Genomic DNA, 12,277 nt, shown 5'->3' on the forward strand with positions numbered 1-12,277 from the left:
TTAAAGAGCAGTGCAGTCAGTGCCGAGGCTTCCTGCTGCGAGGTGGCGTATGTTACGCTTTCCTCCTTCGGAGTCAACTTCTTTTTGAGAAGTTTTTTCCGGCGATTCAGACAACTTTCTGAACCTCTAACACGCTGGCCTGTAAGCCGTTGCTCCGTGTCAGTGGAGGCGCATTATAGGGATCTCGTTTTAATGCACAAGCCTTTTTGCGATCTTTTTTTCCGACCGCCGAATTTTCACTCTTATCGATGAGATAACAGGCGCATCGCACGTTTTTAAGCCTGTTTTTACCAGGAATTCTTGCTTGAGGATCCTTTCAAACACTAGGCTAACAGGATCATATCAACAGTGAGGCAGCTATGAGTCACAATGTACGTGCATATAAAGGAGTGAGTCCGCAGTTGGGCAAGCGGGTAATGATCGATCCTAGCAGTGTGATCATTGGTAATGTGGTGATCGATGACGATGTGGGGATCTGGCCTTTGGTGGTGATTCGCGGCGACGTTAATCAGGTCACCATCGGTAAACGTACAAATATTCAGGATGGTAGCGTTCTGCATCTGACACATAAGTCAGCAGCTAATCCAGATGGATATCCCCTCGTAATAGGTGAAGACGTTACCGTGGGGCATAAGGCTATGCTTCACGGCTGTACCATTGGCGATCGGGTTCTGGTCGGTATGGGGGCAATACTACTGGATGGTGTAGTCGTAGAGCATGATGTAATGATTGGTGCCGGCAGCCTGGTTTCACCCGGCAAGCGCCTTGAAAGCGGTTATCTCTATTTAGGCAGCCCGACAAAGAAAGCTCGACCGCTAACGGAAGCTGAAATTGCCGGACTGCTCTATTCAGCAAATAACTATGTCACATGGAAAAACGACTATCTCGCAGAAGAGAGCCAAAGCCAGCCCTGATCGTTTTCCTGCTGCTGTTCTATCGCGTGGGTTGCTTCTTCTTCTATATCCCAGCGATTTTTGCAAAAAGCATCCAGCGCGATGAATTCATCATGATAACGGCGAAGCAGTTCTTCGCCGTGAATTGCACAGACTAGCTGAAAGCCGTTAACCAGCGCGGTGAAGCAAACGGCCTGGATGTCCTCATCCCACCACTCACGTTCAGGAAACTGAATCGCCTGATTCACGCCTGCATCTCATGTTTTAGCTTAGCGATAACAGGGGCGATCTCCGGCATAACGCCGTGCCAAAGCATAAATGCATGAGCGGCCTGGCCCACCAGCATGCCTAACCCATCAGCAAGATCGGTTGCTCCCTGCTGCCGACACCATAAAAGAAACGGCGTATCCCCGATCTGATAAAACATGTCGTAGCAGCGAACCTGGCTATTTACCAGTACCGCAGGCAGGTCCGGTATACTGCCGGCCACTCCGCTGGAGGTTGCATTGATAATTAAATCAAATTGCGCATCATGAAGCTCATCTGCCGCCAGCGCTCGAACAGAACCATGATGCTGGAAGACCTGGACCAGCTCCTCTGCTTTAGCATGGGTACGGTTAACGATCGTGATACTGCAGTTGAAATTCAGCAGCGGCAGAATCGCCCCACGTGCAGCACCACCCGCACCGATCAACAGGATCCTGTCGTTCTCTTTGATCAAATTGAGCCGTTGCAGATCGCTTAGCAAACCAATACCGTCAGTGTTATCTCCCAGAATGCGACCGTCATCCAATTTTTTGAGAGTGTTCACCGCCCCGGCCAGCGCCGCGCGTTCCGTCAGCTCAGCGCAAAGCTCGTAAGCCTGCTGTTTAAAAGGCAATGTGACATTTGCACCACCACCACCCTGTGCAAAAAATTCATCCACCGTCTGCTTAAACCCTTCCAACGGAGCACAAAAGCGATCGTAAGGATGAGGAATTGCCGTTTGCTGGGCAAAGAGCTGATGAATACGGGGTGATTTACTGTGCTTAATTGGATTACCGAAAACAACAAAGGACGGCATAGCATTCTTATCCCTGGCGAATTAATTCACCGGTCAATACATCGCGAATCTCTGAGGGATTGAGGCGCCCCCCCGTTTCCCCCCGCAATACCGGGAAATCAGCACCGAACTGTGCCAGGACTTCATCTGCATCGCGACAAGGAGGTAATCCACTCAGGTTTGCACTGGTGGAAACCAGTGGCTTACCAAACTGGCTGCACAGCTGCACAACGTCCGGATGGTCACTAACGCGAACAGCCAGCGAATTAAAGCGACCGGTTAACCAACGCGGCGTCTCAGCCCGGGCAGGCAATACCCATGTTACCGGCCCTGGCCAACGGGAAAACATGCGCTCTTTCTGCTCTGCGCTAAGCTGTTCGTCAGCAATATAAGGAACGAGTTGTTCATAATCGGCAGCGATTAAAATCAGCCCTTTTTCCACAGGCCGATGTTTTAACGCCAGCAATGCCGTAACGGCCGATTCACTGTCGGGATCGCAGCCAAGGCCAAATACTGCTTCGGTGGGATAAGCAATGACCGCTGACAGCTGTAACTGTCTGATACATAGCTCAAGTGAGTCATGCTTTTGATTCATCTTCACAACCATTTCCTGCTGTTACGGGTTTGCCACAGGCTTTGCTGGCGCAAAAACGCTTAGCGCCTCTGGCGGTTTTCTTTTCAATAAGCAATGGGAACGCACAGAACTCGCAGATACCTTCTACAGGTGTGAAATTCACAGCAAACTGGCAGTCAGGATAACGATCGCAGGCATGGAATGTTTTGCCATACCGCGATCGACGTTGCACCAGCTTACCGTTGGCGCACTGCGGACAGGCGATCGTGGTTTCATCAGGCTTATCGATAATTTCGGTGTGTGCGCATTCAGGGTAGTCGCTGCAGGCGATAAACATACCATAGCGCCCCTGCCGCAGTGCAAGGCTGGCACCACATAGCGGGCAAAGTTGCCCGTCGAGCACTTTTACTATGTGCCCGTCAGTCTGACTTTTCAGCGGACGAATATAATCGCATTCGGGATAATGTGAGCAGCCAAGAAAAGCGCCATGCTTCCCGGAGCGGATGACCAGTTCTGCCCCACACTCGGGGCAGGGTTCATTTTTTCGCACAGCGAAAAGCGCTGTTTTATTCATAACTTTTTGTACACGAAGGCAATCTTCAGTGCAGCATTCCTTCATTGACGTCGAAAAGTAGCTCTTCCATTTGCTGGTAGGCATTTTCACATCCGGGGATGTTAAACAGCACCATCAGCACCACCCATTTGAGATCGTCCAGATCAAACTCGAGGGTATCCAGAGCCATAATACGTTCGATAACCATTTCTCGGGTTTCCAGATTCAGTACCTGAATCTGTTCCAGGAACAGAATAAAACCACGACAGTTAGCATCTAAACGCTGACTCTCTTCCTCGGTGTAGATACGCATAGACAGCGGATCGGTAGTCAGCAGAATCGGAGCGACAAGGCCGTCCTGATAATCAGCTAACTTTTCCAACCAGTTCAACGCATTATAGATATCTTCACGATGAAAACCGGCATCGGTTAAATCATCAGTCAATTTATCCTGATCAACGCGCATTTCTGCTTCGTTGTGGATATACGTTTCAAATAAGTACATTAGTACGTCGAACATGGCTTGCCCTCCTCAATCGGACATAGCCGCCGGGTACAGCTGCGATCCACCCTGCTAACTCCAACTCAAGCAGCTTAGCTACGATGGCTGGCACAGGTTGGCCGGCACGTTCAGCGACGACGTCAACAGGTGTAACCTCATCTCCTACGTTAGCCAACACATCGGGAAATGGCAATGGAGGATTGCTGCTCTCTGCCGAATTGTTTGCAGCTGCTGGCAAATCGGGTATCCACGACAAGCCACTTTGCATTTGCTCAACTATATTATTGGGATGTGCAACCAGCATCGCCCCCTGCTGTATCAACCAGTGGGTTCCCTCACTCCCGGGATTCCCCAATGCGCCGGGCAGCGCGTACACCTCTCTGTTCTGTTCCAGAGCCAGCCGTGCCGTTACCAGCGAGCCGCTCTTTAGCGTCGCTTCAACCACCAATACGCCGTGACTTAACCCGCTGATTATTCGATTACGCCGTGGAAAATGGTGGGCCAGGGGAGCAACATGCAGCGGAAATTCAGAGACCAAAGCACCGCCACTGGCGATAATATCCTGTGCCAGGCCCTTATGCCGCCGGGGATAAATAGCCTCCAGCCCCCCTCCCAACACTGCCAGCGTTTTACCCTGCACTGCTAACGCTGCACGATGGGCAATTCCATCGATTCCCAGCGCGAGGCCGCTGGTAATCGTTAAACCGCTAAGTGCCAGCGCCTGACTAAACCAGGTTCCCCAGTCACGACCGTAATGAGAACAGTACCGACTCCCCACAACCGCCAGCTGCGGTGAAGATAACAGTCCCGGATCGCCCGCAATAAAGAGCATCAGAGGAAAGTTATCGATAGTTTTTAATCGCTCGGGATAATAAGGACTTGATGGCGTAATAAAGTGATGCTCTGGCTCATTCAGCCAGATTTCACTTTGAACCAGGATTTTCTCGTCATACTGTTCAAATGCCAGCCGTTGCTCGCTGCGCAAACCAAGACCAGCCAGATCGGCAGACGTCGGACTGTTAAGTTGTACTAAAGCGCCGAGCAGAGATTCCCGCTGCAAACTGGATAACCCGGAAACACCTGACAGCCTTAATGCACTTTCCAATGGTGACATAATTCATCCCTGATACCGCCCCTTCCCCCTGAAGGTTACCTGCCAGGAATGCTGTCAATCACAGCGTGAAATGTCTACAATAAGAGGAATAAATATTTAATCCCTTGAACACGAATCTGGAAAGTTATGTCAGTCTTGCAGGTATTACATTTTCCTGACGAGCGCCTGCGCATCGTTGCGAAACCCGTGAAAGAAGTAAATGCCGATATTCAACGTATCGTTGATGATATGTTTGAAACCATGTATGCCGAAGAAGGCATCGGCCTGGCCGCCACTCAGGTAAATATTCATCAGCGCATCATCGTGATTGATGTGTCAGAAAACCGCGATGAGCGCCTGGTGCTGATTAACCCTGAACTGCTGGAAGAAAGCGGCGAAACCGGTATTGAAGAGGGTTGCCTATCGATTCCGGAACAACGCGCTTTGGTCCCTCGTTCGGAAAAAGTAAAAATTCGAGCGCTCGACCGTGATGGCAAAAGTTTTGAACTTGAAGCTGACGATCTGCTGGCGATCTGTATCCAACATGAAATGGATCATCTGGTTGGAAAACTGTTTATTGATTACCTGTCGCCAATGAAACGTCAGCGTATTCGCCAGAAACTGGAAAAGCTTTATCGCCAGAATGCCCGTGACTGAGCGTCTTGATTGACTGAAGGGAATAACGTGTCCGAATCATTAAAGATCATTTTTGCCGGCACCCCTGACTTTGCAGCGCGTCATCTTGACGCGCTGCTGTCATCAGGGCACCAGATTGTTGGCGTGTTTACCCAGCCCGACCGCCCGGCCGGACGCGGCAATAAACTGACCGCCAGCCCGGTTAAACAGCTGGCTGAGCAGCACAACATTCCGGTATTTCAGCCAAAATCCTTACGTCCGCTAGAAAATCAGCAGTTGGTCGCTCAGCTGGAAGCCGATGTGATGGTCGTTGTTGCCTACGGACTGATCCTGCCTGAGGCGGTGCTGGGAATGCCTCGCCTGGGCTGCATCAACGTTCACGGTTCGCTGCTGCCACGCTGGCGTGGTGCTGCACCGATCCAACGTTCACTCTGGGCGGGCGATGCAGATACCGGCGTGACAATTATGCAAATGGATGTCGGACTGGATACCGGAGATATGCTTTATAAGCTGTCCTGCCCTATTGAAGCCAGCGACACCAGCGCCACACTTTACGACAAGCTTGCAGACCTTGGCCCTGCCGGTATGCTGACGACATTGACGCAGCTTGCCGAAGGTAGCACCACACCGGAAGTGCAGAATGAAGAACTGGTCAGCTATGCAGAAAAGTTGAGTAAAGAAGAGGCCCGCCTCGACTGGTCGCTTTCCGCCGCACAGCTGGAACGCTGCATTCGCGCTTTCAATCCCTGGCCCGTAAGTTACTTCATCATTGATGAGCAGCCGGTAAAGGTATGGAAAGCATCCGTACTCCCTGCGGTGAATAACCGCCAGCCGGGTGAAATCCTGCAGGCTGATAAACTGGGTATTCAGGTTGTCACTGCAGACGGCGTGCTCAATATCGAAGAGCTACAGCCAGCGGGCAAGAAAGCGATGAAAGTACAGGATCTGCTCAACTCCCGCCGTGAATGGTTCATTCCGGGCAACATTATTGCCTGATAATCTGCCCGGAACTCAACCCGGGCAGTCGTTTCAATTGCGAACCCACTATGAAAAAAAATACAAACTTACGTTGCGTTGCCGCGCAGACTATCGAAAAGGTTGTCGAACAGGGGCAGTCGCTCAGTAATGTGCTACCTGCCGCACAGAAATCGGTCGGAGAGAAGGACGCAGCCCTACTGCAGGAATTGTGCTATGGCGTTCTTCGCACGCTGCCGCAGCTGGAGTGGATTGTCAGCAAGTTAATGTCCCGACCTATGACGGGAAAACAGCGCGCGATCCATTTTCTGATCATGGTTGGTCTGTACCAGCTGATGTTCACCCGTATTCCTGCTCATGCAGCTCTGGCGGAAACGGTAGATGGCGCTATCGCCTTAAAACGTCCACAGCTGAAAGGGCTGATTAACGGCGTGCTTCGTACATTCCAGCGTCAGCAGGAAGAGCTGATGCAGCAAATGAACCAGGGTGACCAGCAATATCTTCACCCTAAATGGCTGCTGACTCGCCTCAAGCAGGCCTGGCCAACGCAGTGGCAACAGATTGTTGATGCTAATAATCAACGCCCACCGATGTGGCTGCGCGTTAACCGCCAGCATCACAGCCGCGATGCCTGGCTTAATCTACTGACAGAAAGCGGGAAAACAGCATTTCCGCATCCACAACACATCGATGCGCTGCGCCTGGAAACACCCTGCGCGGTAGGCCAATTACCTGGTTTTGACCAGGGTTGGGTAACCGTCCAGGATGCGTCAGCTCAAGGCTGCGTTGCTCTACTCGATCCACAAAACGGCGAGAAGATCCTCGATCTTTGCGCAGCACCCGGCGGTAAAACCACTCATATTCTGGAAGCCGCTCCGCAGGCTGACGTGATGGCTGTTGACGTTGATGCCCAGCGTCTGGCTAGAATTAGCGAGAATTTGCAACGCCTGGAAATGAAAGCAGAGGTTAAACTCGGCGATGGTCGTACCCCGGCAGAATGGTGTGGCCAGACGCAGTTTGATCGTATTCTGCTTGATGCTCCCTGCTCTGCTACCGGTGTCATTCGTCGTCATCCGGATATCAAGTGGCTGCGCCGCGATCGCGACATTGCCGAACTTGCGGCTCTGCAACAGCAAATCCTTGAAGCGATCTGGCCCCATCTGAAATCAGGCGGTACGCTGCTATATGCGACCTGTTCGGTGCTTCCGGAAGAAAACCATCTGCAAGTAAGCCAGTTCCTGAAGAGCCATGCTGATGCCCGACTGGTTGATACAGGTAATATGGCCCAGCCGGGAATTCAGGTCTTTCCTCAGGCAGACGGCGGTGATGGGTTCTACTACGCGAAGTTAATTAAAGCATAACCCCCATGGCGCTGCACCGGTGGCGCCACTAACCGAACAACAATAAGAAAGACTGAAGCAATATGAAAATCATCATTCTTGGCGCTGGACAGGTTGGCGGCACGCTCGCAGAAAACCTGGTCGGTGAAAACAACGATATTACCGTGGTCGATACCGATCCTCTCCGTCTGCGTCAGCTCCAGGATAAGTTTGACCTGCGCGTTGTGCAGGGCCACGGCTCTCATCCTCGCGTATTAAGGGAGGCCGGGGCTGAAGATGCAGATATGCTGGTTGCCGTGACCAACTCTGATGAAACCAATATGGTTGCCTGCCAGGTCGCTTATTCCCTGTTTAACACGCCCAATCGCATCGCGCGTATCCGTGCTCCGGACTATATTCGCGATGCCGATAAGCTGTTCATCCCTGAAGCCGTACCGATCGATCATTTGATCTCACCGGAACAGCTGGTCATCGATAATATTTATCGACTGATCGAATATCCCGGAGCCCTGCAGGTGGTGAATTTTGCCGAGGGAAAAGTCAGTCTGGCAGTAGTCAAAGCCTATTACGGTGGACCGCTGGTCGGTAATGCGCTTTCCGTAATGCGGGAGCATATGCCGCACATCGACACCCGGGTTGCCGCGATTTTTCGCCAGGATCGTCCTATACGCCCACAGGGATCAACGATTATTGAAGCCGGCGATGAGGTCTTCTTTATTGCAGCGAGCCAGCATATTCGTGCAGTAATGAGCGAGTACCAGCGTCTGGAAAAGCCCTATAAACGCATTATGATCGTCGGCGGCGGCAATATTGGTTTTGGTCTTGCTCAGCGGCTTGAGAAGAACTACAGCGTAAAACTGATCGAACGCGATCAGCAGCGCGCAGCGGAGCTGGCTGAGCATCTGCAAAATACCATCGTATTTTACGGTGATGCTTCGGATCAGGAACTGCTCGCTGAAGAACATGTTGATCAAATCGATCTGTTTATTGCCATCACCAATGATGACGAAGCCAACATCATGTCGGCCATGCTGGCTAAACGCATGGGGGCTAAAAAAGCCATGGTGCTGATCCAGCGGCGCGCCTACGTCGATCTGGTCCAGGGAAGCGTAATTGATATCGCCATTTCGCCTCAACAGGCAACCATTTCGGCACTATTGGGCCACGTACGTAAAGCAGACATCGTTGGCGTTTCGTCGTTACGTCGGGGCGTAGCGGAAGCAATTGAAGCCATCGCCCACGGCGAGGAGACTACATCCAAAGTAGTTGGTCGCCTGATTGATGATATCAAACTGCCACCGGGTACAATTATCGGTGCTGTTGTACGTGGTAACGACGTGATGATTGCCAATGATAATTTGCGTATTGAACAGGGCGATCATGTGATTATGTTCCTGACCGATAAGAAATTTGTTCCGGACGTTGAGCGTCTGTTCCAGCCGAGTCCTTTCTTCCTGTAACTCATCCGGCAATGCATGTGCATTGCCGGTCTTTTTACTACACTAATCAATGATCTTTATTCGATCTCATCGTGGAAAAACGGCGATGGTTTGTTAGACTTTACAACCTGGCACAGGAAAGGAGATAACAATGAGTTTATTCAAAGAGTTTCGCGATTTCGCGATGCGTGGCAATGTCGTTGACCTCGCCGTCGGTGTTATCATCGGTGCCGCGTTTGGTAAGATTGTGTCCTCTCTCGTCGCGAACATCATCATGCCACCTTTGGGCCTGCTGATTGGCGGCGTTGATTTCAAGCAGTTTAGCTGGGTACTGAAAGCGGCCGATGGTACTGCACCAGCCGTTGTGATGGAATACGGTGTATTTCTTCAAACCATTTTTGATTTTGTCATCGTTGCCTTTGCTATCTTTATGGCAATTAAGATTATGAACAAAATGTATCAGAAGAAAGAAGTGGAAAAACCGGCGCCTAAGCCTTCCGCAGAAGAGACGCTGCTGACCGAGATCCGCGATCTGCTGAAAGCGCAGAACAATAAAACGCTGTAAGCGTAATCAGATAGAAAAAACCGTCGGATTCGACGGTTTTTTTATGCCTGTAAAGCGGAAGGCCAGTGGTAAATGTTTGATATCGCATTTACCACTGGCCTCCCAGTTACCTTTTTTGCCGTGTTTTCCTTTACGGCGATAACTTCCTTTACCTTTAACGTTGACTTCAATTCGCGGTTTAAATAACGGGTCGCTGAGTAAAGCTTCGAGTGCGTTATCACGAATAACGCCTTTCCTGTGCTGATAATTTGCCATGATAAACTCCTGTTGATAGATTTCGGTGATGAATATAGGCCTCTCCGAAGTAGAATTCAATCACCCGTTTTAGCTAAAGGTGTCATTGCCCCCTTTTCAAGCGCTTCCAGGATCGAACAGTACACGCTGCTGTGAGCAGTGCCGCAGCAGGCATCGTTCAAACGCTTTAGTGAGCGCTGCATGTGCTGCAATTCAGCGATCATCGCTTCAACCTCCGTCAGCCGTTTCTGAACAATGGTCTTCGATTCCTGGCAGGTGTGGTGCTCTGGATCGACGCGTATCGAAAGTAATTCACGGATTGCTTCAAGCGTGAAACCCAGCTGCCGCCCGTAGCGAATAAATCTAAGCCGCTGCAGATCGTTATCACTGTACAGCCGAAATCCACCTTCCGTCCGGATCTCATGCTCCATCATCTGCTGCTTTTCATAAAAACGAATGGTATCCGGTGTTACATCTGCAAGTTTGGCCAGCTGTCCGATACGATACATTACTTATCCCCGCTGAAATGCTGTTTAATCTTTAAGCTATACCCACTGTGTAGAAAATCCGTACTCATCCCGGCCTGCCTCAGCCGTAACTCGAGTAGATGTAATCGATTCGCATGAAGTTCATAACACTCATCCTGTGGATCGATACCGTGCAGCAATTGCTCAAGTTCGATAGCCTCTCGACGCATCTCCAGCTCGGGTGGCAGGTAGCCAGAGTTTTTTAGCAGTCGATATCCTGCGCGTAACTCTTTAGGGACATGACTATCGTCATCCAGCAGTAATGGTTGACCAGCTCCGGGCAGATTATCAAGTTCGCCCTCTCGCAGGGCGGCGAGAATATGCTGTTCAGCAAGTTGATCGAGTAATGACACTGATTCACCTCCATTGGCAGGAAGGCCTACAGCATAGCGCAACTGGCAGGGAAATGATGAACGAAGGGAATTTCAGATATAAAAAAACCCGCCGAAGCGGGTTTTTTCACGTTGCAACTACAGATTACTCTGCAGCAGCTTCTGCTTGAGCTTCTGGACGATCAACCAGCTCGATGTAAGCCATCGGAGCGTTGTCACCAGCGCGGAAGCCACACTTCAGAATGCGAGTGTAACCACCGGCACGGCTCGCGAAACGCGGGCCCAGCTCGTTAAACAGTTTTGCCACGATCTCGTTATCACGAGTACGGGCGAATGCCAGACGACGATTAGCTACGCTGTCGGTCTTGGCAAGAGTAATCAGCGGCTCAACTACGCGACGCAGCTCTTTCGCTTTTGGCAGGGTCGTCTTGATGATCTCATGACGAACCAAAGAGCCAGCCATATTGCGGAACATAGCCTGACGATGGCTGCTGTTGCGGTTCAGTTGACGACCACTCTTACGATGGCGCATGACCTTATCCTTCTCAGTGAAACCTTAACCTGTGATCGGGTTATTCATCAGCGATGCTAGCTGGCGGCCAGTTTTCCAGGCGCATGCCCAGTGACAGACCACGAGAAGCCAGCACGTCTTTAATCTCAGTAAGAGATTTTTTACCAAGGTTAGGCGTCTTAAGAAGCTCAACCTCGGTACGCTGTACCAGATCACCGATGTAGTGGATAGCTTCTGCCTTAAGGCAGTTAGCAGAGCGGACAGTCAATTCCAGATCGTCAACAGGGCGCAGCAGGATCGGATCGAATTCTGGTTTCTCTTCTTTAACTTCTGGCTGACGAACATCACGTAAGTCAACGAAAGCTTCAAGTTGTTCTGCCAGGATGGTAGCCGCACGGCGGATCGCTTCTTCAGGATCGATAGTGCCGTTGGTTTCCATTTCGATGACCAGCTTGTCCAGGTCGGTACGCTGTTCTACACGCGCAGCTTCAACATTGTAGGCAATACGGTCTACAGGGCTGTAGCAGGCGTCGACTAACAGACGACCGATCGGGCGCTCATCTTCTTCCGAATGAATTCGGGCAGAAGCCGGCACATAACCACGACCACGCTGAACTTTGATACGCATGCTGATAGTTGCGTTTTCATCGGTCAGGTGACAGATCACGTGCTGCGGCTTGACGATTTCGACATCACCATCATGGGTGATATCGGCTGCAGTCACAGGGCCAATGCCAGATTTATTCAGAGTAAGAATAACTTCATCTTTGCCCTGAACTCTTACCGCCAAACCTTTCAGGTTGAGCAGGATTTCCAGGATATCTTCCTGTACGCCCTCTTTGGTGCTGTACTCGTGCAGTACACCATCAATTTCAACCTCGGTCACCGCGCAACCCGGCATTGATGAAAGCAGAATACGGCGCAGTGCGTTACCAAGAGTATGGCCAAAGCCACGCTCTAAAGGCTCAAGGGTCACCTTGGCGTGCGTCGAACTCACTTGCTCGATATCTACCAGGCGCGGTTTTAGAAACTCTGTCACAGAACCCTGCATTGTGTCCTCT

The 12,277-nt window shown here is 51.0% G+C and carries 17 protein-coding genes; 6 read left to right on the forward strand and 11 right to left on the reverse strand.

Going from position 1 to position 12,277, the window contains the following annotated elements:
* Nucleotides 1-359 precede the first annotated feature (359 nt).
* Nucleotides 360-914: a gamma carbonic anhydrase family protein gene (locus IBT47_RS13645; protein ID WP_200560864.1), complete on the forward strand. Its 555-nt coding sequence runs from the start codon at nucleotides 360-362 to the stop codon at nucleotides 912-914.
* Here IBT47_RS13645 and IBT47_RS13650 read toward each other — a convergent pair.
* Genes IBT47_RS13650 through dprA form a run of 6 tightly spaced genes read right to left on the reverse strand, consistent with a single transcriptional unit; the run spans nucleotide 881 to nucleotide 4,678 of the window.
* Nucleotides 881-1,141: a DUF1488 domain-containing protein gene (locus tag IBT47_RS13650; RefSeq protein WP_200560865.1), complete on the reverse strand. Its 261-nt coding sequence runs from the start codon at nucleotides 1,139-1,141 to the stop codon at nucleotides 881-883. The two genes, IBT47_RS13645 and IBT47_RS13650, sit on opposite strands and share 34 nt — an antisense overlap.
* Entirely contained in the window at nucleotides 1,138-1,956 is an 819-nt protein-coding gene (gene aroE / locus IBT47_RS13655; RefSeq protein WP_200560866.1) for a shikimate dehydrogenase, read from the reverse strand. The genes IBT47_RS13650 and aroE overlap by 4 nt, the downstream gene beginning before the upstream one ends.
* A 7-nt stretch (nucleotides 1,957-1,963) precedes the next feature.
* Nucleotides 1,964-2,530 carry an L-threonylcarbamoyladenylate synthase type 1 TsaC gene (gene tsaC, locus IBT47_RS13660; RefSeq protein ID WP_200560982.1) on the reverse strand — a complete coding sequence of 189 codons (567 nt, stop codon included), beginning with the start codon at nucleotides 2,528-2,530 and terminating at the stop codon, nucleotides 1,964-1,966.
* Nucleotides 2,514-3,083 carry a type I DNA topoisomerase gene (locus IBT47_RS13665; RefSeq protein ID WP_200546775.1) on the reverse strand — a complete coding sequence of 190 codons (570 nt, stop codon included), beginning with the start codon at nucleotides 3,081-3,083 and terminating at the stop codon, nucleotides 2,514-2,516. The genes tsaC and IBT47_RS13665 overlap by 17 nt, the downstream gene beginning before the upstream one ends.
* 25 nt (nucleotides 3,084-3,108) lie before the next feature.
* Nucleotides 3,109-3,582, reverse strand: a complete 474-nt coding sequence (gene smg / locus IBT47_RS13670) for a DUF494 family protein Smg (protein WP_105595750.1) — start codon at nucleotides 3,580-3,582, stop codon at nucleotides 3,109-3,111.
* Nucleotides 3,554-4,678, reverse strand: coding sequence for a DNA-protecting protein DprA (gene dprA / locus IBT47_RS13675; protein WP_200560867.1), 1,125 nt, complete (start codon nucleotides 4,676-4,678; stop codon nucleotides 3,554-3,556). Before dprA ends, smg begins: the two co-directional genes overlap by 29 nt.
* A 126-nt stretch (nucleotides 4,679-4,804) precedes the next feature.
* Between dprA and def the strand changes: the two genes are divergently transcribed.
* From def to mscL, 5 genes are all read left to right on the forward strand, one after another.
* Nucleotides 4,805-5,314, forward strand: coding sequence for a peptide deformylase (gene def, locus IBT47_RS13680; RefSeq protein ID WP_105595752.1), 510 nt, complete (start codon nucleotides 4,805-4,807; stop codon nucleotides 5,312-5,314).
* A gap of 27 nt (nucleotides 5,315-5,341) precedes the next feature.
* Nucleotides 5,342-6,289 carry a methionyl-tRNA formyltransferase gene (gene fmt / locus IBT47_RS13685; protein WP_200560868.1) on the forward strand — a complete coding sequence of 316 codons (948 nt, stop codon included), beginning with the start codon at nucleotides 5,342-5,344 and terminating at the stop codon, nucleotides 6,287-6,289.
* 50 nt (nucleotides 6,290-6,339) lie between these two features.
* A complete protein-coding gene (rsmB, locus tag IBT47_RS13690) occupies nucleotides 6,340-7,629 on the forward strand; it encodes a 16S rRNA (cytosine(967)-C(5))-methyltransferase RsmB (RefSeq protein WP_200560869.1) in 1,290 nt (429 codons plus the stop codon).
* Nucleotides 7,630-7,691: 62 nt separating this feature from the next.
* Complete coding sequence (gene trkA, locus IBT47_RS13695) at nucleotides 7,692-9,068, forward strand: Trk system potassium transporter TrkA (RefSeq protein WP_105595755.1); 1,377 nt, start codon at nucleotides 7,692-7,694, stop codon at nucleotides 9,066-9,068.
* Between the two features lie 130 nt (nucleotides 9,069-9,198).
* Complete coding sequence (gene mscL / locus IBT47_RS13700) at nucleotides 9,199-9,612, forward strand: large-conductance mechanosensitive channel protein MscL (RefSeq protein ID WP_200560870.1); 414 nt, start codon at nucleotides 9,199-9,201, stop codon at nucleotides 9,610-9,612.
* 6 nt (nucleotides 9,613-9,618) lie between these two features.
* Here the strand turns inward: mscL and IBT47_RS13705 are convergent, their stop codons facing one another.
* From IBT47_RS13705 to rpoA, 5 genes are all read right to left on the reverse strand, one after another.
* Nucleotides 9,619-9,867 carry an alternative ribosome-rescue factor A gene (locus IBT47_RS13705; protein ID WP_200560871.1) on the reverse strand — a complete coding sequence of 83 codons (249 nt, stop codon included), beginning with the start codon at nucleotides 9,865-9,867 and terminating at the stop codon, nucleotides 9,619-9,621.
* Between the two features lie 56 nt (nucleotides 9,868-9,923).
* Nucleotides 9,924-10,355, reverse strand: coding sequence for a Zn(2+)-responsive transcriptional regulator (gene zntR, locus IBT47_RS13710; RefSeq protein ID WP_200560872.1), 432 nt, complete (start codon nucleotides 10,353-10,355; stop codon nucleotides 9,924-9,926).
* The gene (locus IBT47_RS13715) at nucleotides 10,355-10,726 is read right to left on the reverse strand and encodes a DnaJ family domain-containing protein (RefSeq protein ID WP_200560873.1); all 372 of its coding nucleotides are present in this window, start codon (nucleotides 10,724-10,726) and stop codon (nucleotides 10,355-10,357) included. The genes zntR and IBT47_RS13715 overlap by 1 nt, the downstream gene beginning before the upstream one ends.
* 124 nt (nucleotides 10,727-10,850) lie before the next feature.
* A complete protein-coding gene (gene rplQ / locus IBT47_RS13720) occupies nucleotides 10,851-11,237 on the reverse strand; it encodes a 50S ribosomal protein L17 (protein ID WP_003850180.1) in 387 nt (128 codons plus the stop codon).
* 40 nt (nucleotides 11,238-11,277) lie between these two features.
* Nucleotides 11,278-12,267, reverse strand: coding sequence for a DNA-directed RNA polymerase subunit alpha (gene rpoA / locus IBT47_RS13725; protein WP_200560874.1), 990 nt, complete (start codon nucleotides 12,265-12,267; stop codon nucleotides 11,278-11,280).
* Between the last annotated feature and the right edge of the window lie 10 nt (nucleotides 12,268-12,277).

The organism is Erwinia sp. S43 (assembly GCF_016624745.1).
In the GTDB taxonomy this organism is placed as follows: Bacteria; Pseudomonadota; Gammaproteobacteria; order Enterobacterales; family Enterobacteriaceae; genus Erwinia; species Erwinia coffeiphila.

Coding starts and splice junctions, on each gene's coding strand:
- IBT47_RS13665 (WP_200546775.1), bottom strand. CDS start 3,083: ATGAATAAAACAGCGCTTTTCGCTGTGCGAAAAAATGAACCCTGCCCC.
- dprA (WP_200560867.1), bottom strand. CDS start 4,678: ATGTCACCATTGGAAAGTGCATTAAGGCTGTCAGGTGTTTCCGGGTTA.
- trkA (WP_105595755.1), top strand. CDS start 7,692: ATGAAAATCATCATTCTTGGCGCTGGACAGGTTGGCGGCACGCTCGCA.
- mscL (WP_200560870.1), top strand. CDS start 9,199: ATGAGTTTATTCAAAGAGTTTCGCGATTTCGCGATGCGTGGCAATGTC.
- rplQ (WP_003850180.1), bottom strand. CDS start 11,237: ATGCGCCATCGTAAGAGTGGTCGTCAACTGAACCGCAACAGCAGCCAT.
- smg (WP_105595750.1), bottom strand. CDS start 3,582: ATGTTCGACGTACTAATGTACTTATTTGAAACGTATATCCACAACGAA.
- def (WP_105595752.1), top strand. CDS start 4,805: ATGTCAGTCTTGCAGGTATTACATTTTCCTGACGAGCGCCTGCGCATC.
- tsaC (WP_200560982.1), bottom strand. CDS start 2,530: ATGAATCAAAAGCATGACTCACTTGAGCTATGTATCAGACAGTTACAG.
- zntR (WP_200560872.1), bottom strand. CDS start 10,355: ATGTATCGTATCGGACAGCTGGCCAAACTTGCAGATGTAACACCGGAT.
- rsmB (WP_200560869.1), top strand. CDS start 6,340: ATGAAAAAAAATACAAACTTACGTTGCGTTGCCGCGCAGACTATCGAA.
- rpoA (WP_200560874.1), bottom strand. CDS start 12,267: ATGCAGGGTTCTGTGACAGAGTTTCTAAAACCGCGCCTGGTAGATATC.
- aroE (WP_200560866.1), bottom strand. CDS start 1,956: ATGCCGTCCTTTGTTGTTTTCGGTAATCCAATTAAGCACAGTAAATCA.
- IBT47_RS13645 (WP_200560864.1), top strand. CDS start 360: ATGAGTCACAATGTACGTGCATATAAAGGAGTGAGTCCGCAGTTGGGC.
- IBT47_RS13705 (WP_200560871.1), bottom strand. CDS start 9,867: ATGGCAAATTATCAGCACAGGAAAGGCGTTATTCGTGATAACGCACTC.